This is a genomic window from Paenibacillus sp. YAF4_2 (genome assembly GCF_052113225.1).
GTDB lineage: Bacteria > Bacillota > Bacilli > Paenibacillales > Paenibacillaceae > Pristimantibacillus.
Genome location: NZ_JBFRCT010000004.1, coordinates 471449 through 495190 on the forward strand (window position 1 = coordinate 471449; position 23742 = coordinate 495190).

At 47.1% G+C, this 23742-nt stretch carries 21 protein-coding genes; 7 read left to right on the plus strand and 14 right to left on the minus strand.

Going from position 1 to position 23742, the window contains the following annotated elements; all coding sequences use genetic code 11:
* Positions 1-20: 20 nt before the first annotated feature.
* Positions 21-644, plus strand: coding sequence for a hypothetical protein (locus AB4Y93_RS12590; RefSeq protein WP_441892377.1), 624 nt, complete (start codon positions 21-23; stop codon positions 642-644).
* On the plus strand, positions 641-1105 hold the full coding sequence (locus AB4Y93_RS12595) for a hypothetical protein (protein WP_441892379.1): 465 nt from the start codon (positions 641-643) through the stop codon (positions 1103-1105). The genes AB4Y93_RS12590 and AB4Y93_RS12595 overlap by 4 nt, the downstream gene beginning before the upstream one ends.
* A 56-nt stretch (positions 1106-1161) precedes the next feature.
* Here the strand turns inward: AB4Y93_RS12595 and AB4Y93_RS12600 are convergent, their stop codons facing one another.
* The 7 genes from AB4Y93_RS12600 to AB4Y93_RS12630 form a co-directional block, all read right to left on the minus strand.
* Positions 1162-2949, minus strand: coding sequence for an ABC transporter substrate-binding protein (locus tag AB4Y93_RS12600; RefSeq protein ID WP_441892381.1), 1788 nt, complete (start codon positions 2947-2949; stop codon positions 1162-1164).
* Between the two features lie 376 nt (positions 2950-3325).
* Positions 3326-4573: an iron uptake transporter deferrochelatase/peroxidase subunit gene (gene efeB, locus AB4Y93_RS12605; RefSeq protein WP_441892383.1), complete on the minus strand. Its 1248-nt coding sequence runs from the start codon at positions 4571-4573 to the stop codon at positions 3326-3328.
* Positions 4574-4594: 21 nt separating this feature from the next.
* A complete protein-coding gene (gene efeO / locus AB4Y93_RS12610) occupies positions 4595-5785 on the minus strand; it encodes an iron uptake system protein EfeO (RefSeq protein ID WP_441892385.1) in 1191 nt (396 codons plus the stop codon).
* A 48-nt stretch (positions 5786-5833) separates the two neighbouring features.
* The gene (locus AB4Y93_RS12615; RefSeq protein WP_441892387.1) at positions 5834-7336 is read right to left on the minus strand and encodes an FTR1 family iron permease; all 1503 of its coding nucleotides are present in this window, start codon (positions 7334-7336) and stop codon (positions 5834-5836) included.
* A 204-nt stretch (positions 7337-7540) separates the two neighbouring features.
* Positions 7541-8227: a phosphatase PAP2 family protein gene (locus tag AB4Y93_RS12620; RefSeq protein ID WP_441892389.1), complete on the minus strand. Its 687-nt coding sequence runs from the start codon at positions 8225-8227 to the stop codon at positions 7541-7543.
* A gap of 156 nt (positions 8228-8383) precedes the next feature.
* Complete coding sequence (locus AB4Y93_RS12625) at positions 8384-14311, minus strand: rhamnogalacturonan lyase family protein (RefSeq protein ID WP_441892391.1); 5928 nt, start codon at positions 14309-14311, stop codon at positions 8384-8386.
* Positions 14312-14863: 552 nt separating this feature from the next.
* Positions 14864-15112, minus strand: coding sequence for a hypothetical protein (locus AB4Y93_RS12630; RefSeq protein WP_441892393.1), 249 nt, complete (start codon positions 15110-15112; stop codon positions 14864-14866).
* A gap of 151 nt (positions 15113-15263) precedes the next feature.
* On the opposite strand from AB4Y93_RS12630, the gene AB4Y93_RS12635 reads away from it, so the two are divergent.
* The 3 genes from AB4Y93_RS12635 (at position 15264) to AB4Y93_RS12645 (ending at position 16800) form a co-directional block, all read left to right on the plus strand.
* On the plus strand, positions 15264-15638 hold the full coding sequence (locus AB4Y93_RS12635) for an ArsR/SmtB family transcription factor (RefSeq protein WP_441892395.1): 375 nt from the start codon (positions 15264-15266) through the stop codon (positions 15636-15638).
* The gene (locus AB4Y93_RS12640) at positions 15635-16153 is read left to right on the plus strand and encodes an SRPBCC family protein (RefSeq protein ID WP_441892563.1); all 519 of its coding nucleotides are present in this window, start codon (positions 15635-15637) and stop codon (positions 16151-16153) included. Before AB4Y93_RS12635 ends, AB4Y93_RS12640 begins: the two co-directional genes overlap by 4 nt.
* Before the next feature lie 200 nt (positions 16154-16353).
* On the plus strand, positions 16354-16800 hold the full coding sequence (locus AB4Y93_RS12645) for a hypothetical protein (RefSeq protein WP_441892397.1): 447 nt from the start codon (positions 16354-16356) through the stop codon (positions 16798-16800).
* Positions 16801-17267: 467 nt separating this feature from the next.
* Here the strand turns inward: AB4Y93_RS12645 and AB4Y93_RS12650 are convergent, their stop codons facing one another.
* The 3 genes from AB4Y93_RS12650 to AB4Y93_RS12660 all read right to left on the minus strand — a co-directional run bounded on the left by AB4Y93_RS12650 (position 17268) and on the right by AB4Y93_RS12660 (position 19607).
* Complete coding sequence (locus AB4Y93_RS12650) at positions 17268-17681, minus strand: organic hydroperoxide resistance protein (protein ID WP_441892399.1); 414 nt, start codon at positions 17679-17681, stop codon at positions 17268-17270.
* Between the two features lie 109 nt (positions 17682-17790).
* Positions 17791-18903, minus strand: coding sequence for an MBL fold metallo-hydrolase (locus AB4Y93_RS12655; protein WP_441892401.1), 1113 nt, complete (start codon positions 18901-18903; stop codon positions 17791-17793).
* A 65-nt stretch (positions 18904-18968) separates the two neighbouring features.
* Positions 18969-19607 carry a hypothetical protein gene (locus tag AB4Y93_RS12660; RefSeq protein WP_441892403.1) on the minus strand — a complete coding sequence of 213 codons (639 nt, stop codon included), beginning with the start codon at positions 19605-19607 and terminating at the stop codon, positions 18969-18971.
* Positions 19608-19813: 206 nt separating this feature from the next.
* On the opposite strand from AB4Y93_RS12660, the gene AB4Y93_RS12665 reads away from it, so the two are divergent.
* Positions 19814-20023, plus strand: a complete 210-nt coding sequence (locus tag AB4Y93_RS12665) for an H-type small acid-soluble spore protein (RefSeq protein ID WP_441892405.1) — start codon at positions 19814-19816, stop codon at positions 20021-20023.
* Positions 20024-20079: 56 nt separating this feature from the next.
* Here AB4Y93_RS12665 and AB4Y93_RS12670 read toward each other — a convergent pair whose 3' ends face one another.
* Positions 20080-20955, minus strand: a complete 876-nt coding sequence (locus AB4Y93_RS12670; protein WP_441892407.1) for a LysR family transcriptional regulator — start codon at positions 20953-20955, stop codon at positions 20080-20082.
* A gap of 104 nt (positions 20956-21059) precedes the next feature.
* On the opposite strand from AB4Y93_RS12670, the gene AB4Y93_RS12675 reads away from it, so the two are divergent.
* Positions 21060-21803 (plus strand): MBL fold metallo-hydrolase, encoded by a 744-nt coding sequence (locus tag AB4Y93_RS12675; RefSeq protein WP_441892409.1) that lies wholly within the window; start codon positions 21060-21062, stop codon positions 21801-21803.
* Between the two features lie 157 nt (positions 21804-21960).
* Here AB4Y93_RS12675 and AB4Y93_RS12680 read toward each other — a convergent pair whose 3' ends face one another.
* The 3 genes from AB4Y93_RS12680 to AB4Y93_RS12690 form a co-directional block, all read right to left on the minus strand.
* On the minus strand, positions 21961-22422 hold the full coding sequence (locus tag AB4Y93_RS12680; RefSeq protein WP_441892411.1) for a DUF2269 family protein: 462 nt from the start codon (positions 22420-22422) through the stop codon (positions 21961-21963).
* 19 nt (positions 22423-22441) lie between these two features.
* Entirely contained in the window at positions 22442-23164 is a 723-nt protein-coding gene (locus tag AB4Y93_RS12685; protein WP_441892413.1) for an NAD(P)-dependent oxidoreductase, read from the minus strand.
* 239 nt (positions 23165-23403) lie between these two features.
* Positions 23404-23736: a winged helix-turn-helix transcriptional regulator gene (locus AB4Y93_RS12690; RefSeq protein WP_028552076.1), complete on the minus strand. Its 333-nt coding sequence runs from the start codon at positions 23734-23736 to the stop codon at positions 23404-23406.
* Between the last annotated feature and the right edge of the window lie 6 nt (positions 23737-23742).

Genomic DNA, 23742 nt, shown 5'->3' on the forward strand with positions numbered 1-23742 from the left:
AGTATTTGAGAGGAACTTTATTGACTTTATCAGAGGTTATATTCAATACGCTTGGCCATATCAACGAGGCAATCATCTACAGTTTTTGCGGGAAGTTCGAGCAGGCCAGAGCAATCTTGGCTCCCCAGTGGGTGCTTGGGTATATCATTATTTTTTTCATCGTTATGTGGGATAGCTACCGTTCTGCGATATATCAGAATAAGCTTTACCAAATCGCAAAGCTTGAGGACGAACCGCTGCCTAGTCTGAAGATTTATGCATCAGAAGTGCAGTATATCCAGCCAAAGAGCCCTATCGTTGCAGCCGTGTTCTCCTTGTTTTTCCCCGGTATGGGTCAACTGTATAACCATCGGATCGGACTTGCCTTCTATGCGATGTTCTGGTGGTGGATGTATCTCTCGCTGTCTCATGTTCATGTATCACTAATCGATCTCCTTACCGGCAGATTAACCGAATCTATCGCTGTTTTACGAATGCACTGGCTGTTATTTATACCTTCTGTTATGGGAGGATCTATTTATCATGCCTACATCAAAGCGAAAGAGCATAATTTGCTCTTCAACCTGGAGCAACGCCAGTATTTGCGTGATCGTTACCATTCCTCCGCTGTACAAATCTTTAGCCATTCAGGTGAAAAAATATGATTATCATTGGCAGCTTCCACTATTCCATTGAACTTGAGTATGCGCTGTGTCGGTTAGAGAGTATAGGAATCGCCAGAGAGCAGCTGCTAGTCGTATGCATGGACAAGGAGTCACAAGCTTTTCAATCCAATCAGCCTATATTGGAGAGCTCTCATTCCAAGGGAATTGAGATTGGCATTGCATGCGCTACAGCACTGTCTGTCATTGGAACCTGCCTGGGGTTTAAATGGACGTGGGGTCCGGTCATCTGGGGAATTATCGCCGCCTTTATTGGCTTTAGTCTGGGATTCGGAATACATGCCATTCTCTCTAAGAAAAAAAACAGACGGCAGCCAGACAAGCATAAGTCAGACGTTACCGTCATTGTGCAGTGCCAGGACTTTCAAGCTGATGCTGTACAAAAAGTCATGTGGGGAAGCCGTGCCTTATCGGTCGGTCTTGCTCCTGCCTCAGCCGAATAGCTGCTGATTGCATACAAAAAAGCCTGTTGGATGCAGGCTGTTAATCATGCTAATTGTTAGGCACGCCAAATGTGTTTGAAATCAATCCATCCGAGCGAATTGATCCGAACGCCTTTTAGCGTTTGGTGATAGTCGGTATAAAATCGGTTATGAAGAAGGAATAAGACCTGGTACTCCCCGCGAAGTCTACTTTCAATATCGGCATAGATAGCCATTCGGTCTAGCGAATTTTCACAAGCGAGCGCCTCATCAAATCTCTCGAATGTCCAGACGGACAGCTCTGGCGTCATTAGTCTTTTCAAGAAACTATTATCCTGTTCACAGCTCTCGATTAAGCTGACTTCATCCTCCGGAAATACGAGCGAATGAAACGTGAGATCTACTTCGTCAAGAACACTATGAATCGTCTCCGGCCCTTCAATACGAACCTTTACCTCAATGCCATACTCCATACACTGCTTCTGGATCCAATAGGCATCAGCCGAATGAGCCGTATGCGCACATAACGTAATCGGTGCTTGATCAAATTCATTATCCATAACCTGCTTCCGCAGCTCCTCCGGAGAAAACGGAATATGCTGCGTTAATGAGGTCGATGGATCTGCTGACACCGGAAAAAATCCATTCGCTGGAAAATGCCGGTAACCTCCCAGCTCTTGAATCATAAGCTTCCGGTCAAGCAGCTGATCTACTAGGCTTCGGAACAGCTCCGACTGCTGAGGCCCTTGCCTTTGCATGTTCCAGCTGAGCATACTGGTGCAGACGTTCTTGGATTCAAGCTTGATCCAGCCGTTCTCCACCGTAACCGCCTGCTGCTTTGGATCACAGATCAGCTGCTGCCAGGTAACCATTCGTTCCATAAGCGCCTCATGCTGCGGCACAGGTACAATCTCGACTTGATCAAGATGAGGACGTCCTTGAAAATAATGCAAGTTCGCTCCAAGCAGCAATCTTCCGCCGGTCCACTCTTCAATCTGGAAAGGACCTGTTCCAACAGGCTTCTTCCAGAACACTTCCTCACCTTGTCCCAGCAGCCCGGAGGGCAGGATCGCCATTACGTTCGAGCAGGCGTATTTGAGAAATAACCAGTTCGGTTTATCGAGCTTAAAACGAACAATCCGATCGGATACCGCTTCGACTTTACCAAGCGATCGCATAATCCAGCTATTGAACTTCCCGTTTCTTAGGCGTTCTATCGTATAGACAACATCTGAAGCAGTTAACTCCGTTCCATCATGGAATAATACCCCTTTCCTTAAGTGAAAGGTCCACGTCGTGGCGTCTTCATTACACTCCCAATCATGGGCTATTCCCGGCAAGATCCGTCCCGTATTCTCCTCCAGTACAACAAGCTTGTCAAAGATCTGCTGAATCACATGGGAATCAAACGAGAAAACACATTCCGCCGGATCCAGCGTCATAATAACCCTCGTAATCGGCAGCCGAAGCACATCGGCCTCTTTCCCCAACTGCTTGTGGAAGCCAAAGCTATCGCTCATCCAATCCATAAATTTTTCATTCGCAGCAGTCCCTTCCCCAAAGGTTTGAAGAAGATGAAAAGCCTTGTTATATTCGCCGTCTTCTGCATATTGCCGTGACAGGTCGAGAAGCAGCTTCTCCCGGTCTTCCCGGAATGTAATATGCGAGCGGTTGCCCCTGCCTCGTCCTGCCTTCCACTCAATGAAGCCTTCCTCTGACAGTTTGCGGAGAACAAGCTTGGCATTACGTTCCGTACAATACAGCGCTTCAGCCACTTGCACAAGGGACGCCTCCGCCGCTGCACCCGCGCCAAGCTCACTTGCAAACCGCCCGTACAGCGTCAAGTAACGTTCGATCGTTAACATCGTTATTCCTCACCTCGCATAAAAGGGGAAATCTATTGAGCATATTCTACACTTTTTACCTCTTTCTTTCACCTGCATAATGAAATCAATAACACGATATGAGGTACACGGACCTCGATCAAAAGGGGATGTTCATATGCCGTACCATAATTACCACACCACCGAGCTGCTCTACAAAATGCGCCAAGCCGAAATGAATAAAGCGATCCGTTCAGGACTTTATGTCAAACATGATGATAAAATGCAAGAATCACGCCGAGAGTCATTCCTATTGCGACTTCTCCACCTCATGAGGCCTCAAAGGTGGAATAAAAAGGATATTCGCAAATAAAAAGGAGCTGGACGATGATCGTCCAGCTCCTGGATAACATTTAAATTATGATTCCAATATACTTTGTCCCATATATTGACCTTCTTTAAGTCCCCCCGGGCATGCGAACATCCCGCTAGCGATATGAGAGGTGTACTCATTAAGCTTATCTTGGCTTTGCATAAGCTTAAGCATCGGAATAAGCTGCTCGTCAGGATTACGTGTAAAACCGATAAACAGCAGTCCAGCGTTTACGTTGCCGGTTCTCGGATCAACCGCATCCGTATAAGAGTACCCTCTGCGGTGAATAAGCTGCTTCGATTGTTTGGCAATCGCCACATGAGAGCTTACTGGCATCTGCGACGGGTCGACCGTATCGAATTCGCCTTTCTTACCAAACCCGGCACCTGATTCCTTGTACCTGCCGAATGTTGCCTCTTGGTCAGATAAGGAGGAGCGATCCCATACTTCCAGCAGCATACGTACTTTACGATATGCCATATAGCTGCCGCCCTTCATCCATGCCGGTTCGTCTCTATCGGCCCATACAACCTTATCGTATCCTTCCGCATTGTCATGCAGTTTGTTCGCGGTACCATCCTTGAAACCAAACAGATTGCGAGGTGTCGTTCCAGCCTTCCCGCTGATGAAGCCCTCTTGCAGCCAATTCACTGTGGCGTAGCCTGTTGCCAGGCGAATAAAGTTACGTACGGCATGGAAGGCCACCTGTTGGTCTTCCGCGCATACTTGAATGCATACATCCCCGCCTGACATGGAAGGATCTAGATTTTCTCTAGGCATTCGGGGAATATCCTTCAAATATAACGGCTTCTTACTAGCTATACCAAAACGATCCTTCCCGTCCTGGCTGAAGAAAGTGGGACCAAATCCGTGCGTAATCGTCAGTCTCGAGGCCGACAGATCCACCGTCTCCCCCGTATCCGAAGGAGGAAGCAGCGGGTTATCACCCGTCTTCATCGTTCCCCCGGAAGTACTTAAATCGCTGAATTTCGTCCAGTCTTTAAACAAGCGAATGACATCCGCTTTATTAGTCGTCGTAATTCGGAAGCTGGCCAAGTACATGTACGTCTGCTGTGGCGTTAATATACCTGCTTGATGTTCACCGTACATGGAGATGGCGTCATCTTCGGGAGTGCTATCTGCTGCCGCCGTTGATGCCGGAGCGATCGCTTTCTCGATAGTGGCCATTCCCGTAGCCCCGATCGCTAATCCGAGTCCGACGGACGTTGTTAGTTTCAGAAAATCACGTCTCGATAATCCTTCGTTTTTCGGTTGATTGGGACTTCCACTCATGCCGTCTTCCTCCTTATCCTTTTACAAAATGCTGGCTGTTTGCGACATCAAGTTAGAAAGTTGGCTTAATTGATCGCTGATCGTACGGATTTCGTCTGTTGTCAATTTATCGTAAGTTACGTATTGTCCATTCGATTGATGAGTAAGCAAGGTTTGCTCCAGTTGTTGGAACGCTTGATCAAGCTGATTGCCCAGATCAGGATTTTTCTCGTTAAGTGCTGGAATAATAGCCAGGTACACCGTTTTCGAACCATCAACGTTAGCAGCAAAATCGACCAGATCTAGGTGGGAGTAAATTTCCTCTTCCCCTGTAATCTTCGAAGTAGCCGCTTCGTTCAGCAGTTCCATTGCTCCGGCAACAACCGTTTTAGCATCAAGCTCATACGATTTCGCTTGCGCCTGTAAGTCTTGCGTATCTTTCAACAACTGGTCAGCAATAACATCCATGCCTGCGAGGGAATTATCAACCCACAGGGCTTTTTCGATTCTATGGAAACCTGTCCAAGTTGCCGGATCTTCTACGTCACCGATACGAGCATCGATCTTCGGATCGAGTTCGCCGAAGCTTTCCGCGATTGGCTCGATGGCTTCATAGAATACACGTGCTTTCGCATATTCCAGCTTCGCTTGATCAGCATTGCCTGCTTTCACAGCATCAACGAAAGCTTTCGTTTGATCTGTCAATTGGGCTGTTTGCTCTTCAACATAAGTTTTGTAATTAGCCACGGCTTTCGTCAGCAGCTCTGAAGTGCTGCCTGTTGTTTCTTTCGCGTTAAGAAGCGTCGTTAATGCCTCTTGCAGTTTAGCTGCAGTGTCTTTCAGCACAACAAAATCTATTTTATCATAAGCCGAAGCTGAGAAGATCGGCATTTCATATTTCTCAACATCTGTATATTCGAGTGGGAATGTTTGGCGTACGGCGTTCTCATAGGACAGCCACGCATCGTTGATCGATTTGCCCAGCGTTTTCACTTGCTCCGTATCTTGCTTGTCTATTGCAGCTTGCAGTTGTGTTGTAAGCTCTTGCAGCTTAACGGTTCCGTCTTTAATGGCGCTATTGCCGCCAGCTGGAGCGTCGCTTTGCTGCGCGTTAGTTGCCGCCGCGTTAGTTGCTGCAGTATTGTTCGAAGCTTCATTGTTGTTGTTTCCACATGCACTAAGAGCTAAAGCGGACGCTACGAATAACCCTGCGATTGTAACTGTTTTTTTCACTTCTGGTTTCCCCCATTGTTTGGACCATTTATCTGTATGGCCTTTGATTTAAACAGCTTTACTATTTCTTATGCGTTGACTGGACAGCTTTTGAAGCAATACAACAGCAACGGCAATGATCAGGAACAATAATTGCGGCAAGGTGCTGTACCAAGAAGGATATATACTTAACGTCATACGCTCAGGCAAGTAATCTTGTACGGTGGAAGGAATGATTCCCGCCATTTGCAAGCTGTGAATTCCCGAACCCATAAACTTAAAGCACAGATAAAAGACGATAATGCTTGATACCAGGAATACTGGCCGAACAGGCAGCCGCGTTCCCGCCTTCACCATAACAACTGCACATAAGGCCAGAATACCAAAGCCTGCCGCTATTCCGATTGCCAGCTCCGTACCAGGCATTTTGCCCACCATTCCAACAAGGAAAATAACGGTCTCCAAGCCTTCACGCACAATCGCGAAAAAGGCAAGCAGTGCAATGGATATCATGCGGCCGCTCGTGAGCGCTTCGGTGCTCTTCGACTGTAAAAACTTATTCCAACGTTTGACATCGGAATTGCGGTGCAGCCAGTAGCTGACATACAGGAGCATAACGCTCGCCAGGACACCGGTCCAACCGTTGATAAGCGAATTGTTATGGCCAAACGCACTGGACGATAACAACACAGTGACGATAAAGCCTACAGCCACACATACAAGAAGGGCTGCAGCCGATCCGCCAATAACCCAGCGTTTGGCAGCAACGGACTCCGACTTTTTGGCATACATGAGCAGCGTTCCTACAACTAATAAACCTTCCAGACCTTCACGAAGCGGAATTAATGCCGCATCCCACCAGGAATATTGTGCATCAACTAGAGGCGTCAAGGATTCGATCAATCGGTTTGCTATAGAAAAAGCCTGGTCTTGCTTCTCCGGACTGGACAGATAAGCATCCATGAGAACCAAGTCACGCTCGGCGTTATTGTATTTGGCCTGTGACTGACTGACGACATCCCCTTCGATGGACAGCCATTGACTTTGCAGCAGCTTTACTTCATTGCGGGCTTCAGGCCATGCTTGCTTTTTCATGAGATCGCCGGCTTGTCTAAGCTTCATAATATATGTACTTAACGTCATTTCGCTCTTGCCCGTATTGTCCGTGTAAGCACCGTCCGAGTAATTGCGTAATGAGAAATGAAGCGTTCCGGCAACTTCGGATGCTTGCTTCAAATCTTTGTTAAGGAAAGCCAGGGATAAGCTTGCGATCTGACGATCGATTTCCAAGGACATATCCAAAGAATCCTGCTTAACCTCGTTCTTGTTCGTACTCCACCATTTCTTCACAAGCGCAAAATCTTTGGAAGCCAGTTCCATATCTCCAACGTTAAGCTCGGTAACCATGTGCTCCGTATTCGAGACAGCTGCTGCAACAGCATCCCCATTGGCATCGTCTTGAGCCGCCGCGAAAGCAGGGCTGCAGCTGCATAAAAGAAGGGCAATCATAAAGACTACACGGATCACAGTGAGTGAACTGTTTACCTTCCACCGTTTCTCGTTAGTCATCATGACAGCCCCTTTGCTCACACTTTAATAAAATAATTGATAATGATAATGAATCTCAACCCAAGTATTTATTATAGTTACATTGATATGGAGTGTCAATGGGATATCCTATCCTTTTCACAGCACAAAAAGTCCTCTAGGAATCATGTTTAAGCTGATGCTCAGAACATGATTTTAGAGAACCCTTTTATAACGCTAAGAACGTTTTCAGGATTTATTCTCACTTCGCTGCCGCATTTTTTTAGACATCCATCTTTTTTCTAAAAATCGTTCATATAACGCGATACTAATGGACATCCAAGCCGCACTTACCAAATAACCACCGATCACATCGCTTGGGTAATGAACCCCAAGATATATTCTGCTGATTCCAATCATCAGTACAATCGCAATTCCAGCCAGAATAACACCTATTCGCAGCCAGCCATACTTCAAATGCTTCCATATGAAATAAATCGTAATCCCGTATAGCGTAAAGGCCGACATGGAGTGCCCGCTTGGAAAGCTAAAGCCTGAAGCATCGATAATCCGATGAATATCTGGTCTTGCCCGGTGAAAAATCCCCTTGAGCGAAAGATTCAACAGAAGGGAACAGCCTATTACACCGAGGTAAAATATTAGTTCTCTTCGATAGCCTATAACAGCAAGCCCCACCGCAAAGATGACAATAATAATGCTGACATACAAGCCTGAACCAAAGTTCGTAAATCCCTTCATCCAGAAGGTAAGCCCACTGGAACGCAGACCTTGGATTGCATCTGACAAATGCTTATCAAAAGCAACTATTCGTTGAGCCTTAATTAATTGCGCAATCCAAAAAAAGAAAATCAGAACAACGATAGTAAAAATAAATGATCGAAATAAAACAAGGTTCTGCCCATTCTTAATTCTCATGCCACTGCTCCCTGCTCTTGTGCAACTCGTTACTGTCTTATTGTAATCCAAGTTATTAAAATTATCCAAAAGCCTAAGTGTTATGAACTCAGAGCAATACTGTATGTCATAACGAAAAAAAAGCTGCCAGACGTAATCTGGCAGCCAATTTAAAATTTATTTCACTGTTACTTTCATCACTGTACTTTCGGTTACACCTGCATCATTAATTAACTCCACACGGTATTCGTATGTCCCCTTCGCGCGTCCCGTGATGTTCGTAACCGAAGATTGGGCGTTTGGCGTTTTCGCCGTCAGCGACTGGGTATCGATCAGAATGCCATTCTCATAAAGCTTGTAGGCCGTGGCGTTCGTTCCCCACCACATGTTCATCGTTACTTTATAGTCGCCGTTATTATCCCAATTGTCATTCGACAGAACTGGTTTACCCGGTGAAGCATCCTTCACTGTAACGGTAAGCGGCGAACATGCCGTTGTACCAAACGAATTGATCAACTCACAAGTATACGTGTACGTACCGTTCGCCTTGCCACTGACAGCAGCAGCAGCCGTTTGGGCAGTAGGCGAGTTGTCAGTCAGCTTTTTCGTATCAATCAGAACGCCGTTCTCATAAAGCTTGTAAGTCGTACCGTTGTAGCCGTACCACATGTTCATCGTAATCTTGTAGCTGCCGTCCAGCAAACCCGTATCGTAGCCGTTGTCGCTCGAGAGCACAGGCTTGCCTGGGACACCCATTGCATTCTCTTCGGGCTGCGGTGCTGTGTACTGAATTCGTGGAGCAGCTGGCATTTCCATGCCAGCACCAAGGAAGAAGCTTGTATGTGGAGGCTGGTTGTAGCCGCTGTTCTGCCAAGCGACACCAAGGCGGTAGACGGGATCCTGCATCAGTGTCCGAATGCGCAAATCAGTAAGGTCCGTTGTCGTATAGATGCGCAGCTCTGAGCTATCCGCCGAACGCCATACGACCTCTTCACGCCAATCACCAAACAAGTCAGCTTGCAGAGAAGGATTACCTTTAGTCGAGTTATTGGATAACGTACCTTCTGCTGTCAGCAGATTTTCAGTTGTTTGAGTCTCGTAATTCCATTTGTCGATTTTACCCGTACCTGCTTTCACAACCGGATCCCACTGATGATCAAGCAGCTCTCTCAGCGGATCGGCATCCCACCAAATCGCATTGTTTGTTGAAGCAGGAATATTCGTGCTGATCATCTCGCCTTGTGCACTGTAAAGACCGGTAAGCTGAATCTGCTGTTCATTCGTAATGGTGGATGCCCACATTTCTTCACCTGGATGATTAGGGTCCAGATCTGCGGACAGTCCCCGTCCCGTATCGATACCAGTGTGAATGCCCCAGACGATATCGCCGGTAGCAGCATCATGCATTTCGAGGCCATAGTCCGCATCCGTATGCTCATGTACGCCAAACACCTCAAGACCCGGGCGGGTTGGATCAAGATCGCCAAAATGCATCGCATCGCCATGTCCTAATCCCGTACTGTACAGAACTTCGCCATTGTCGTCGATAGCAAGTGCACCAAACAGAATTTCATCCTTGCCATCCTGGTCAACATCACCGACCGACATATTATGGTTACCTTGCGCCACATAGCTGCCATTGCCTTCATCGTTCGTATCAAACTTCCAACGCTTCGTCAGCTTACCGTCTTTGAAATCGTAAGCAACGATCACGGTACGTGTATAATAGCCACGGCTGAAAATCACACTTGGATGCTCTCCGTCCAGATAAGCGACTGAAGCGAGGAAGCGGTCGACCCGGTTGCCATACGTGTCGCCCCATGCGCCAACATCGCCGCGAGGAGGATCATAGCTGACAGTCGATACTGCTCCGCCCGTCTTGCCATTAAACACCGTCAGGAATTCATCACCTAGAAGCACATAACCCGAGCTGTTGCGGTTATCCTTGGAGGCATCGCCAATCACTTTGCCCTGTCCGTCGATTGTGCCATCCGCTGTCTTCAGCACAACCTCTGCTTTGCCGTCACCGTCCAGATCATAAACCATAAACGGCGAATAGTGCGCCCCGGCACGAATGTTTGGACCAAGGTTAATACGCCATAAACGTGTGCCATCCATTTTGTAAGCATCCATATAGACGATACCTGTATATCCAGCCTGCGAATTGTCCTTGGCGTTCGAGGGCGACCACAGCATGACATACTCATATTGACCATCGCCGTCCAGATCACCAACACTTCCATCACCTGCGCTATACGTATACGGCTGACCGTCTTTTGTATAGGCATCGGCAGGCTTTTGCAAAGGAATAGACAAATATTGCTGCTGCCATACGCCAAACGCTTTCGTGGCTGGTCTTTCAATGCCGTTAATTATTAACGTAATGCGGTATTGAGCCTGGTTAGTTCCCTCGGCATCAAGGTAATTCGTGCTGCCCGTAATAGGTGCCGCATTCAGCTTCACTCCATCGCGGTATACGTTAAAAGCGATCGTATCCGGATCAAGGCCAAGCATACGCCAGCCGATATAGACACCGTCTGTTTGTTTAACCGCAACCGGTGCGCGGTCCAAATACTCCATGCTGCGGTACAGCGTTGTTACTGCTTCAGTCACCAGTACATCCGATTGAGCGGATATCCCGCCTGCGTTAACCGACGCTGCTTTGTAATAGTAAGGAACCGTCGTTAATACGTTAGAATCCGTGTAAGAGGGCTCTTTTGTTTTGCCAATCAGCTTGAACTCTCCGTTTGCTTTCGAAGCACGATAGACATTATAAGCACGTGCCTCCGGCGAACCGGTCCAGACAATCGTTACGCTATTCTTGCTGATCGTAGCCACACTCAGATCCTGCGGAACTGGAGCAAGCGGTACACTTGGATCGATTGTAGAGATCGTAAGTTCATTCGAAGCAACCGATTCAAAGCCAGCGCTGTCTACAGCCGTAACGGTGTAACCATATTGCTGCCCGACATCTCCTGTTGTATCGCGGAAGGTCGTGCCCGTTACTTCTCCAAGAAGCTCAGCATTGCTTGCATCCGCAGATTTGCGGTATACACGGTAAGTTGCTGCACTTTCTGCCGCTGTCCACGACAGCTGCACTTCGACCGGATCCGTTGCAAGCTGGAGCTCATCAAGCTTTAGTCCAGCTGGAGCAAGTAAAATCGGCGTAATCTCAAGGCCATTCAAATGTGCCGTTTGACCGCTGAATACGAGGTTCATCTGGCCGTCTTTCACCGCGATGTTGTTGTATACTTTCTCGGCAATATTTTCCTTGCCGGAAGATACCGTGCCGTAGTCCTTGCCTTCAATAGCCACATTCGTTTTGATAGAACCAATCCAGTCGCCTGTGTAGGTCTTCACCGAATAATAGCCGTTCGGAAGATCGACTTTGAACTCATACGAATTCGCGAAGTAAGCAACAAAGTCACGACGCAAAGCATCGGTAGCTGAGCCGCGGTCGCGGTCGATCATCCCGGTGCTGTCCGTTAAGCCGTAACCTCTCTCTGGTGTATACAAGACGCTGCGCGTCACCTCTGAATAACCATCTGCAACCGGCGCACCAACTGGGCCAAAATCATACCGGTATTTGGCCGACTTGGTCGAAATGGTGACCTCATCAGAAGGTGTGGATTCACCCCGGCCATTAACCGCTGTTACACGGATAGTATACTTCTGTCCTTCTGCCATACCGCCCATTGTGAACGTAGGAACCGTCGCTGAACCTACCATTTTATAAGCCGATTCGGGGTCCGATGCCAGCTTGCGGTACACCTTGTAAATATCCGCTGTCTCATCTGCATTCCATTTCAGAACTGCACCCGCATTGCTGACGCTGCCTGCGATCAAGCCTGTCAGCTTCGCCGGCACATCCGCCGGAAGCTCAATTTCCTTCACGGCTTGTGCAAGCGGCAGATCCAGCTGCTGAATACCTCCTGCCAGCAGGCGGGCAAGCTGAATCGCACCGTATTCCTGGAAGTGTGTATTATCCGCCGAACCGTTCGGGAAAGCCTGATAGATACCCGGATCGGCATAGAGGAATACCGATGCTGTAGCTTCAAACCCAATGGAATTGTAATAGGCAACACTGAGTGCACTAAGGTCGACCACAGCAACATCTTTATCTGCTGCCGCTTCCTTCATCGCCTGAACGTATTCCGGGAAGCTGACGTTGAACCTGCCAGTCTCCGCATTAAAGTCACGGCGACCCATCGGGGTCACAAGAATAGGAGTCGCTCCGCGTTGGATAGCGCCTTCAATATAATAGTTCTCCAGAAAGCTCTTATAATCCGCCGGAGATGCGTACCGGTCAGGGATGCTGATCGTCGCATCGTTGTGACCGAATTGAACGAGGAAATAATCACCTGGTTTAATCGCACGCAAAATCTCGTCGAGACGGCCCTCAGTAATGAAGTTCTTCGTGCTGCGTCCGCCAATCGCATTGTTTACGATAGCTACATCATTATTGAAGAAGCGAGGCAGCATTTGGCCCCAGCCGGCTTGCGGCTCCCAATAAGGATCGTAAGTCTGTACCGTCGAGTCACCGGCAATATAGACGGTTGGAATCTCTCCCGGCTGACGATCATTCTGTTTCGTAATCACGATAGCATTGATTTTTGCAGCCGTGCCTGTGAAGTCGAAATTTAATTGACCGTCAACCAGCGCAATCGGGAATTCCATCTCCAGGTATTGGCCTGCTGTCTTAGCTGTCTGCTGCACTTTCTGGATATTTTCTACCTTAATCGCGATGTCGGTTGCCCCTTCTGCATCACCGGCAACAAGCGACACGGTGTAGTCACCGTTTGGCAGATCCACGTTAAACGATGTATCCTGCACCTGAGCGAAATCCGATTTAATCGGATCCGTTGTGCTGCGGTCTACTGCTGTTACTTTCGTTGGATCGGTAAAACCATATTTCTGCGATGTCGAATACTTCGTAGAAGCTGCTACACGAATATAACCGTCAGCCAGTTCTCCTGGGCCGAAGTCAAACCGCTGAACCCCGCCTTCAGAGAGCTCAACTGGCGGAACATAAACCGTGCTCGATACCGTACTGGAAGCCGTAGATTCGCCTGCATCATTCACCGCAATGATCTGATAATAATAGCGCTTCGAAGTATCGGCAGTCGTGTCCATATAAGAAGGGCTGGTCGATTGCCCGATCTCGGCAAACGGTCCCGCTGCATCCTCGGAACGGAGTACCTTGTAGTTGGCTGCGCCTTCGGCAACATTCCAGCTCAGCTTCACGGAATCGGCTTTCACTTCATCCACCGCCACACCCGTCGGTGCTGCTGGAGGCTGCGGAGCCGGAACTTCGCTAACTGAAGCCGGTGCGCTAAGCTCGGATTCCAGTCCACTTGCGCCAGTTGCGGATACGTAATAGGTATAGCCGCTGCCTACCGCAACGGTTGTATCCGAATAAGTTGTTTCCGTTGTTTGGCTAAGAAGTGTTGGCTCGCTATCCGTACCGCTTGCACGATATACCGAATATTGCGCTGCTCCATCAACACTGTTCCATGCTAGTGTCACGCTGGAGGAGGTCAGACCAGTCACTGCAAGTGAAGCCGGAGCAGCCGGTGCTGCTTCAACTACCTCTTCAATGACAAGACCATTTAAATAGCCGCCCGCGCCAGTTCCGGTAACGTCTACTGTCAATTGTCCATCACTAACCGTCGTCTGGTATGTAACAGAGGTAACCGCTTGTCTGCTGGAAATCGTCCCTGCAGTTATCCCTTCGAGAGCAATCGTTGTTTTTGTTGTACTGGTGCCTGTGAGCAAATCTCCGGAATAGGCGGTAACGTCATATTCACCATTAGGAAGATCTGCAAGGAAGGTATAAGCTGTACCAAGTATAAAATCATTCGTCAGCTCATCGCCGCCCGAACGGTTACGGGACGCTACCGCCTGCTTCAGGCCATAGCCAGTCTCTGCTGTATAAAGCAGCGATTCATGCACTTTCGTATAGCCGTCCTTAACCGGACTTGAAGCTGTGCCAAAATCGAATTTTTTCACGATTGGCTCTTCAGCACTTGCATGAGCCTGCTGAGCACCAAACTGCATGCCCGGCAGTAATGTCGTACAGAGAAGCACGAAGGCCAGCAATGACATATACAATGGTCTTCTATTTATTCGCATATAATGGATATCCCCGCTTCCTAATTTTAAGTTCGTCAGTAGTATCTAGAGATGCTTTACAAGATTCCTTTGTATTGCAACCGCTTTCAAAACTACCGTTCCAGCTGATGCCAGCAATCGGTTTGCTGACTTCTGCCTTCCTCTGTTATTGATCCCCTTCCTCCTTTCGAGTACTGACAAGCTTGGTAGTCATTACCATGTAATTGACTCACACAAGATGATATCGCTTTCAGAAAATAGTTCCTATGTAAAAATCAGCTATTTTTCATCAAAAATCAGTGGTTGAACAAAAAGGCAGCTAATCCGTGAGATCAGCTGCCTTAAACATCGATGTATGGCTGGTCGTTCTTTAGTTCTCCACGCCGTATGTCTCCTGAATTCTTCATCCAAGCCGGAGGCGACAGGAGAAAACGAAGATCTGCTTTTTCTCCCTTTGGGAGATACAGATTTTAGCATCGATTTCATTCAATTGTATCAAGTGCTTTTGTTTATTTTACGGGATACGGGGTATGTATAGGAAGAGTTTTAATGCGTTTCCAGAATCGAAAGCAGCTTCTTGGTATCTTTCTTAGACACTTTTCCGTACTTGGACTGCTCTACCGTATCGTTATCTTCGATCTTCTTATAAACCGTGTAACTCCGTCCATCAGGTTCAGATTTACTAATCTGAAGATTGAGGTTGGATTGTTCAGGCACCTCTGACTTTTGGCTACAAGCGGCTACAATCGTCATCAGGCACAACAGCGCCAGTGCAGTAAGAAGCAGCTTTCTCATCCTATGCCCTCCTCTTTATCTTGTTAACGGGTACCTGTTAGATTTTGTTGCATACAAAAATTAGTTTTAAATATTCCTTTACAGGAATATTCCTTATGGTGTATATTTAAAACAACAACAGGCGACACTAACACTTAAAGAGGTGAAGGGCATGTCAGGGAATAATCCAGGCATGGAAATGACGACGCTGAGCGCTTTAGCCGAACCAAATCGTATGCATATAGTCGAGCTATTGCGTGAAGGTCCCCTGACGGTAGGAGAAATAGCCGATCGCTTAGGGATGAGGCAGCCCCAAGCTTCCAAGCATCTGAAGGTACTTAGCGAAAGCGGCATTGTAGAAGTGAAGGCTGAAGCCAATCGCCGGATCTACAAGCTGCGGCCCGAGCCCTTCCATGCTATGGATTCGTGGGTCAACTCCTTCAGCCGCATCATGGAAGAACGTTACGACAACCTGGAGAATTACCTGCGGGAGCTGCAAAGTAAGGAACAATCACAACAACCGAAAAATAATGAGGAGGAATTATAATGACGAACGCTATGGTTTCAAGAGTGGAGAACGAAAATGTACTGGTGCTTGAGCGTATATTCGGGGCGCCTCGTGAGCTCGTGTTCAAGATGTTCAAAGAGCCTGAGCATCTGAAGCAATGGTGGGGTCCTAGAGGCTGGGAAGTGCCGGTTTGTACAATCGACTTCCGTCCAGGCGGCATCTGGCACTACTGCATGAAATGTATGGATGAGAGCCAAGGCGATTTCTACGGTATGGAGTCCTGGGGCAAAGGTGTTTATAAAGAAATCGATGAGCCAAACAGCTTCAGTTACACGGATTACTTCTCCGATGCGGATGGCAATATTAATCAAGAACTGCCTACAACCGATATCGTTATCGAGTTCGTTGATCTAGGCGACGGTACCACAAAGCTGATCAACCGCGCAGAGTATGCGTCGGGCGAAGCTCTCAAGACCGTTATGGAAATGGGTATGCTGCAAGGCATTACCGAAACATGGGATCGTCTGGAAGAGCGTTTGAGCGAAGTGAAATAATAGCAGAAAATAGAAAAAAGGGTTGCCTCGGGCCAATGTCATTAAGTTAAGGCTTAACTTAATGACATTGTGCCTCGGGCTACCCTTTTTCTGTGCTTCTAGAATTCGTCAAAACATTCACGCCCATACCCTGACAACTTATGATGCATAGGCTGTTACCAGGGAAGAGATCAATCTCCAGTGCGGGGTGAACGTGATCCATGAACAACAAGAGCAACATGAACAACAAGAATAACAAGAACAACATGAACAACAAGAACAACATGAACAACAAGAGCAACATGAACGACAAGAATAACAAGAACAACAAGAACAACAAGAACAACAAGAACAACGAGAACAACGAGAACAACGAGAACAACGAGAACAACGAGAACAACAAGAATAATAATGACGATAGCAGCAATCAGAATGGTGAATCCATGGATCTTATTGCTGCCCGGTTAGGCTACATTGGCGCAATTATCTCTACCTTAGGAGATGGCATACAAGCCATAGGTGCAGGCATTGCCCTTCGAGCACTGGAAGAGGCAACCTTCTCAGAATCACGAAGTGGGCTGGATCAATTCCGACAAACCGATTCCATGCAGCAGCAGCTTGATTTTTATATTAATGAATTAGTTCAAATCAGAAAAATGATTAAATGAGTATTGCATAGAATTTTTAGATGAACTGCAATATTCTACATACCTATACGCAAAACGCTGCATCTTGCTAGGTTTTGCTCGTTTCACGACCACTTAAGGTCTTCTAGGGACCTTAAGTACATCGTTATCGCCACTTCCGGTCAGTTTAAGGTCCTTTAGGGACCTTATCTCCGCGGCAGGGCATTGTTTCCTGACTGTTTTGCTCGTTTCTCAACTACTTAAGGTCCTCAAGGGGTCTTAAGTGCGTCGTTATCACAACCTCGAGACAGTTTAAGGTCCTCCGAGGACCTTAAACTGTCTCGAGGTTGTTTTATCTCACTGTCGGACTCGACTACTTGTTAACCAAGTTAACTATACCGTGCGCTAAAAACTCAGAAGGTAAGCTATTGAGTATTAGATGAATATGCAGTCATGAAAATGCCCATCCGATCTTGCTGTCGGATGGGCTTTAATCATCAAGATAGTGGTTACACCACGTTTAATTGAACATCAATATTGCCACGTGTCGCCCTCGAGTACGGGCACACCTCATGTGCTGCTTCTGCAAGCTCCCGAGCCTGACCTTGTTCCACACCGGCCAAGGAAATGTCGAGTGTAACAGCAAGTTTGAAGTGATCTTCTTCATCTTTGCCAAGTGTCACATGAGCGGTCACTGACGTACTGTCCGGTTTGACTTTCCTTTCCCTGCACACAAGATTCAGCGCGCTCTCAAAGCATGCCGCAAATCCTCCAGCAAACAGCTGCTCCGGATTGGTCGCCCCTCCCGGCCCTCCCAGCTCCTTCGGGTGCAGCACATTAATAGCAAGCTGGCCATCATCCGATTCCAGCCTGCCGTTACGGCCTCCAACCGCCTTAACACTTGTCTTATAAAGCTCTTTCATTATTCGTAATCCCTCTCTTTCCTTGCGCTAGTGTTTGCTTCCTAGAATATAATTACCCATTTTTCTATAAATGAAAAAGGCAGCCGATCAGAATGATCAGCTGCCTGCTCTACTCGCGCCACCAAGCAATAGAGGGATATGGCTCAGCTCCTATTATGACGGGCTCTCCGATTCGCGGAGTGGCGATCTTGGTGCTCCGCTCTCTGGCCGACTTCACGGCACGCTCCACCGGATCACGCCAATCATGGAGCGCCAGCTTGAAAGCTCCCCAATGAATGGGGATCATAACCTTCCCTTTCACATCGAGATGCGCCTGCACCGTCTCTTCTGGCAGCATGTGGATGGCCTGCCAACGCTCATCGTACTGCCCACATTCCATCAGTGTGAGATCGAATGGCCCATATTTGTCCCCGATCTGTTGGAAGTGCGGCCCATAACCGCTGTCTCCGCTGAAAAATATCCGCGCTTCTCTGCCAAGAATGACCCATGAGCACCATAGGGTACTATTGCGGTCCGTCAGCCCTCTTCCAGAAAAGTGACGTGCTGGTGTAGAGGCCAATACAATCCCTTCCCAGACGATTTCTTCCCACCAATTGAACTCCTCAATCCTATCAGCGGCAACGCCCCAGCGCTCGAGATGAGCAGCTACGCCAAGCGGTACGAAAAACCGGCCAACCTTGTCCTTCAATCGTTTCACCGAGCCGTAATCCAAATGATCGTAGTGATCATGAGAAAATATAACGGCATCAATAGCAGGCAGACTCTCAATGTCGATCGGCAGTTTGTCGCTGAATCGCTTCCCTCCGATCCACGGAAAGGGAGACGGTGCGCGTCCGAACATTGGATCCAGCAGCAACCGCTTTCCATCCAGCTCTAGGAGCAGCGCTGAATGCCCGAACCAAGTGACCTTAGCACCGGGATCTCCCTGTTGTTGCAATGATCTAGGATTAATCGACTTAATCGCTACTGTCTTCTCCGGCTTACTGCCTGGCTTCCCGAAGACGAACTCCCTAAGGACCAAAAGACTGTCGCGCGTCGACATTTGCATCGAAGTCGGTATCATATTTACAAACTTTCCTCTCTCATAATGGGAGGAACGGTGCATACGTGCTTGTGTATCCTCACAAGGCCTGCCCCCAAACACGGGGTTAAAGCGCAGGACGAGCATCGCCGCAATAACGATCACTGCAATGGCACCAATCAGAATTAAAATGGCCAGCATAGACATCACCTTCTTATCTTCGAATGCTTATAACAACAGGAACCCTTTAATCATACCTCATTCAGCTAACTCTTTACACTCGACACGATTGAACCATCTTTAAGATCGATGTAATAAATAATTGTGGGAGTATTCAGATTGTCTGGATGCCCGGCAGCATCCAGATATACCTTCCACACCTTAATAGCTTTGTTTTTTTCTGTGGAAAATATATTTGCCGTACTTGTCTCCGCATCAAACAGGTTCCAAATCGTCACATCGTTATAGCCATCCACTCTAGCTTGATTAAGCGCTATACTTTCAGCTTCTTCTGCTGATATGTAAGTGTCTTTATGATTTGTTATTAATGGGCCTAATAGACTTATTAGAAGTACTGTTATAACGGCTCCTAAATAATAGCCTTTTGGTATGGAATGGACTTTTCTTGTGATGACAAAGCCGAGAATACCAACAAGGATAAAGCATCCTCCGGTTATGGTCATGACAAGAAAATTCGTCCAAATCAAATCATGATTTGGACCATTTCCAACTGGACCTGTCCTTGGTCTATAAGAATTCCAATAATAAATAATAGCCATAAAGATCGACATGGTTCCTGCAACTAAATTAAATCCAATTAGCTTTGATCGATATTCTGGTTTCATCATTAAAATATAAACGTTTTGAATCATTAAGAGCGCAATAACTGATCCTGTGTGCAACATGTCCCCTCACCTCTACTTACACCTAATGATTTTTGCAAATTCCATCTTAACAACGAAATCCATTGAACCGCCTCAGCGTTTGGATAAAATCATGTAGTTCAATATCTTTCCAGTCTAATAACCGTTCATAGCCATTTATCAACTTATCCGCGCACTTGGATAAACAACAAGGCCTCTGTAAACACTTTACAAGAGGTGATGACAACGTGGAAGCGTACAGAGCGAAGGAGATTGCCGAATCTCCGGATGTGATAATCGTGTCGTACTTTGGTGTTCCTGTGTTTATTGAACATGTCAACCTGGGAGCTGGTACGGCTAGAATTCATCCGCTAGACAGGCCAGACGAAGAGCAGACAGTCCCGGTCGACGTGTTGGCGGAAGAATTCAACGACGTGTTTGATACACCATTAATGTGAGACGACCCGAAACGGCAGCTAATCATCAGATTAGCTGTCTTTTTGTTCCTTTAAATTCAGAGAAAGACTGCCTTCACATACTCCGAAAAACGTTTCGCTGCTGGCGCCAGAAATCTATCCTGTCTCTTCACAAGGCCGATTTCACAAATGCTTCCTTCATCTTTAATAGGCAGCCACACCAAACCTTCCAGCATTAATCCGCTCGTTTTGGGAAGAATCGATAACCCGAGTCCGGCAGCCACAAAACCTGCCACTGTCATCAAGTCCTCCGCTTCGTATGCAACTGCCGGTGTAAAGCCAACCTGGCTGTAGCAGCTTTCCAGTGTCGACTTAAGCCCGCAGTAATGTTTCACTTCGATAAACGGTTCGCCGGTCAATTCCATGAATTCGACTGCCTCCTGCTGCGCAAGTCGATGAGTTGGAGAAACCACAACATACAAGGGTGCCTTCACCATCGGTATCCATTCATAATCGTCTGATTCAAGCCTGGCGGATGAAATCATAAGATCACTTTCACCGCTTTCCATATTCCCGCTGATGAAGGTATGATTCCCCTGTACCAATTCGAAACGGATCTTCGGGTGCCGCTCACGAAACCCGCGAATAAGCTTGGGTATGAGCTCTGCGCCAAGTATATTCAGATAAGCGACACGGATAACGCCGGAATCGGGATTAGCTTGTTCTTCAAGCGCTTGCTTCCCCTTCTCCAACTCGGACAACGCGCGTTCCACCGATTCAGCAAACATTCGCCCATAACGGGTTACCTGAATATTTCTCCCTCTTCGTTCGAATAGCGGCACCCCCAACTCTTCCTCCAATTTGGATATAGAATGGCTCAAAGCCGGCTGCGTAATCGCCAAAACTTCGGAGGCCTTCGTCACATGTTGAAACCGAACGACCGTAAGAAAATAATCGAGCTGAGTAAGCTCCAAAGTAATCCCCCCAATTCATTAGTTTAATTCATGATAATTATTATTATAATAAATTAGACGTTATGAATGTTCAAGCGTAAGCTAGAGCAAAGGAGATGATGAAGATGAAAACGACAGTGAACTTAAAGACGATTGATATCGATACGAATTTTCGAGGCATACAGGAAGTGCTGCATCCCGTGCTGATTTGGGATAATCAGGAGGCCGTCTTGATCGACGTCGGAATTCCATTCCGGCTGCCCTTATTTCAAGAAGCCATGGCTCAAGCAGGAGTCCCCTTTAATAATCTCAAAAAAATCATTTTAACCCACCATGATTTGGACCATATCGGAGGACTGACGGAGCTTCTGAACGCTTTCCCGCATAAGATCGACGTACTCTCCACCGAAGAGGAAAAACCTTATATTCAGGGGGAGAGGCCTCATCTAAAGATTACCCCCGTATTCATCGACCAGTTTCGCGCTGCACTCCCCGCCGAACTGCCTTCTGAAAGACGAGATGCAATCCTTCATTTATTGAAACAGCCGCCGACGGCAAAAGTGGATCAAATAGTAACTGACAAAGAGGAGCTCCCTCTCTTCGGCGGGATCGAAGTCATTCATACACCGGGTCATACCCCCGGACATATCAGCCTTTACTTGAAGCAGCACAAGCTTCTTATTGCTGGAGACGCCATGATGATTGATAACGGATGTTTTGTGGAACCCGACAATTGCGTAGATGCGGTTTTGGCAAAATCATCGATTAAAAAATTCCTTCCTTATGATATTCAAAGCGTGATCTGTTATCACGGGGGGCTTTGCGAGGAAAACGTTAAATATCGTATAGAGCAACTGGCGTACAGCTGAATGGTTATGAGTAAAAGACAGGTTTAGACTAGGTCGGATATCAAAAAATAAGTAAAAATAGAAACAGCGGCAGCTATGGACAAGAAAACAAAGTCCTAGACAACCGCTGTTTTATTGAGACCTATTTGTATTGCGAATTCTAACGGTGAGGCTGTTTTTAGAATGGCTTAAGGACCATCAGCACGATTATGGCAATCATCAGCAGCTGGGACGCCGTCTCGATCGGTATGATCTTTTTCATCAATCGGCCAAGTTCGGCGGGTAATTCATCCCCTTTGCTTTGACTTATAGCCACAATCTCCATGATCTTTTTCATGCGCGGCCCGATCAATCCTTCGATTATAGCGACCATGAGCAGCGATAAAAGGATCGATATATTTAACCACATTTGGGACAACCCCATCTTGGTTATGATCATAAGCCAAACCCCCGTAATAATAAGGACGGTTCCGCCAATTTTAGGCAGGATGGCAAGCTTGTTTGTTACATCAAAAGCAAAGCGCAACTGGTCGGCGGTTCTAGCGGTCCTTCGAATGAAGGGTACCACGACAGCGGGACCGATTAACGCGATTGAGGCCAATACATGAAAAACGAGAAGCCATCCAAACAAACTAATCATCCCCTTCTTGCTCCTTAGCTCACCGGAAATCGCTTTGATAGGCGAGACCGACTCTTTTTCTCTTAAAAGGTCCTTCGAGCTCGATATGGTCCAGCATGCATTTCACGACATCATTATAAGCAACATCCAGCTCCTGAAGCCGGCTGAACAAGTAACCCGCTATTTCGGCCTCGGAAAATTCCTTAATCGTCTTTGGAATGGATAGAGGCAAGGTTTCTGTTGTCACATGCAGATGAACCGATGCCAGAGGCTCTATCGAATCGATCATCGTTCCTGGGCACATAATGGACCAATCGAGCTTAGACCGCAGGAGTCGATCAAAATTACGGTTGTGATCTTTATATGCGGGCGGGAAGCCGGGCAGATTGTTGCCAATGAGGTCCGTATATGGAATATCCAGCAGACCGGCACCTCCCATTACCCATACTCTCCCGGAAAAATTAGGGTTGATTTCACATTGGCTTATAATGTTATCGACGAGACGAACGAACTCATCTCCTTGACCTGCATGGCCGGCAGCAATAATAACGGCATCTTGTTCCGAGAGTGCCTCGCCGACGCTTACTGGGTTTAGGATATCGTCCACGACAACCTTCACATGATGTAAGGACCGCTCGCCTTGCTGTTCATAAAACTTCTCAACGTTTCGCACGAAAGCTGTCATTTCATGCCCCATTTTACCCCCTTGCTCCAGCGCTCTTCTCCCTGTATTTCCCGTTGCTCCGAAAACAATAATTTTCATCATTCTTCCTCCTTTTATAAATGCTCCCGATATTTCATCTTTGGATTGACTTAAGCGTAGCATCGTTTCCAAATCTTGATAAGAACCCACTTTAAAGTAGGGTACTTACTTAAAGGTAAGCTTTAAACAGGAAGGGATAGGAATTGCTGAATGTAAATAAAAAAAAGCTGCCAGGTCAAATCCCATGGCAGCTTTTGTTAGGAACGCTTGAATAAGTTTATAAATGAATGGAACCTATTTTAAGAAGCAGATTCTTCATATTTCCGTTTATTATGGTTTTCTCCCCAAGCACACATGACTTCTGCTACAGGAATCAATGTTTTGCCATATTCGCTAAGAGAGTATTCTACTTTTGGAGGGACGGTGGGGTAGACCGTTCTATCGATTATGCCCTCTCGTTCCAGGTCCCGCAGATGTTGTGAAAGCATTTTTTGCGATACATCAGGTATAAGCTTTTCCAGATCGTTAAATCGCTTATTGGATTGTATCAATTGCCATAATATCATTGGTTTCCATTTGCCGCCGAGAACATGAATGATTGTCTCCACCGGACATTCAAGCTGATGAATCATTACTAA

What these genes read in the sequence shown, in the direction of transcription:
- AB4Y93_RS12675 (WP_441892409.1), top strand. Translation starts at nt 21,060, where the DNA reads ATGAAAACGACAGTGAACTTAAAGACGATTGATATCGATACGAATTTT.
- AB4Y93_RS12595 (WP_441892379.1), top strand. Translation starts at nt 641, where the DNA reads ATGATTATCATTGGCAGCTTCCACTATTCCATTGAACTTGAGTATGCG.
- AB4Y93_RS12635 (WP_441892395.1), top strand. Translation starts at nt 15,264, where the DNA reads ATGTCAGGGAATAATCCAGGCATGGAAATGACGACGCTGAGCGCTTTA.
- AB4Y93_RS12655 (WP_441892401.1), bottom strand. Translation starts at nt 18,903, where the DNA reads ATGCTGGCCATTTTAATTCTGATTGGTGCCATTGCAGTGATCGTTATT.
- AB4Y93_RS12600 (WP_441892381.1), bottom strand. Translation starts at nt 2,949, where the DNA reads ATGTTAACGATCGAACGTTACTTGACGCTGTACGGGCGGTTTGCAAGT.
- AB4Y93_RS12645 (WP_441892397.1), top strand. Translation starts at nt 16,354, where the DNA reads ATGAACAACAAGAGCAACATGAACAACAAGAATAACAAGAACAACATG.
- AB4Y93_RS12615 (WP_441892387.1), bottom strand. Translation starts at nt 7,336, where the DNA reads ATGATGACTAACGAGAAACGGTGGAAGGTAAACAGTTCACTCACTGTG.
- AB4Y93_RS12625 (WP_441892391.1), bottom strand. Translation starts at nt 14,311, where the DNA reads ATGTCATTGCTGGCCTTCGTGCTTCTCTGTACGACATTACTGCCGGGC.
- AB4Y93_RS12620 (WP_441892389.1), bottom strand. Translation starts at nt 8,227, where the DNA reads ATGAGAATTAAGAATGGGCAGAACCTTGTTTTATTTCGATCATTTATT.
- AB4Y93_RS12660 (WP_441892403.1), bottom strand. Translation starts at nt 19,607, where the DNA reads ATGTTGCACACAGGATCAGTTATTGCGCTCTTAATGATTCAAAACGTT.
- AB4Y93_RS12680 (WP_441892411.1), bottom strand. Translation starts at nt 22,422, where the DNA reads ATGATTAGTTTGTTTGGATGGCTTCTCGTTTTTCATGTATTGGCCTCA.
- AB4Y93_RS12630 (WP_441892393.1), bottom strand. Translation starts at nt 15,112, where the DNA reads ATGAGAAAGCTGCTTCTTACTGCACTGGCGCTGTTGTGCCTGATGACG.
- AB4Y93_RS12650 (WP_441892399.1), bottom strand. Translation starts at nt 17,681, where the DNA reads ATGAAAGAGCTTTATAAGACAAGTGTTAAGGCGGTTGGAGGCCGTAAC.
- AB4Y93_RS12685 (WP_441892413.1), bottom strand. Translation starts at nt 23,164, where the DNA reads ATGAAAATTATTGTTTTCGGAGCAACGGGAAATACAGGGAGAAGAGCG.
- AB4Y93_RS12690 (WP_028552076.1), bottom strand. Translation starts at nt 23,736, where the DNA reads ATGATTCATCAGCTTGAATGTCCGGTGGAGACAATCATTCATGTTCTC.
- efeB (WP_441892383.1), bottom strand. Translation starts at nt 4,573, where the DNA reads ATGAGTGGAAGTCCCAATCAACCGAAAAACGAAGGATTATCGAGACGT.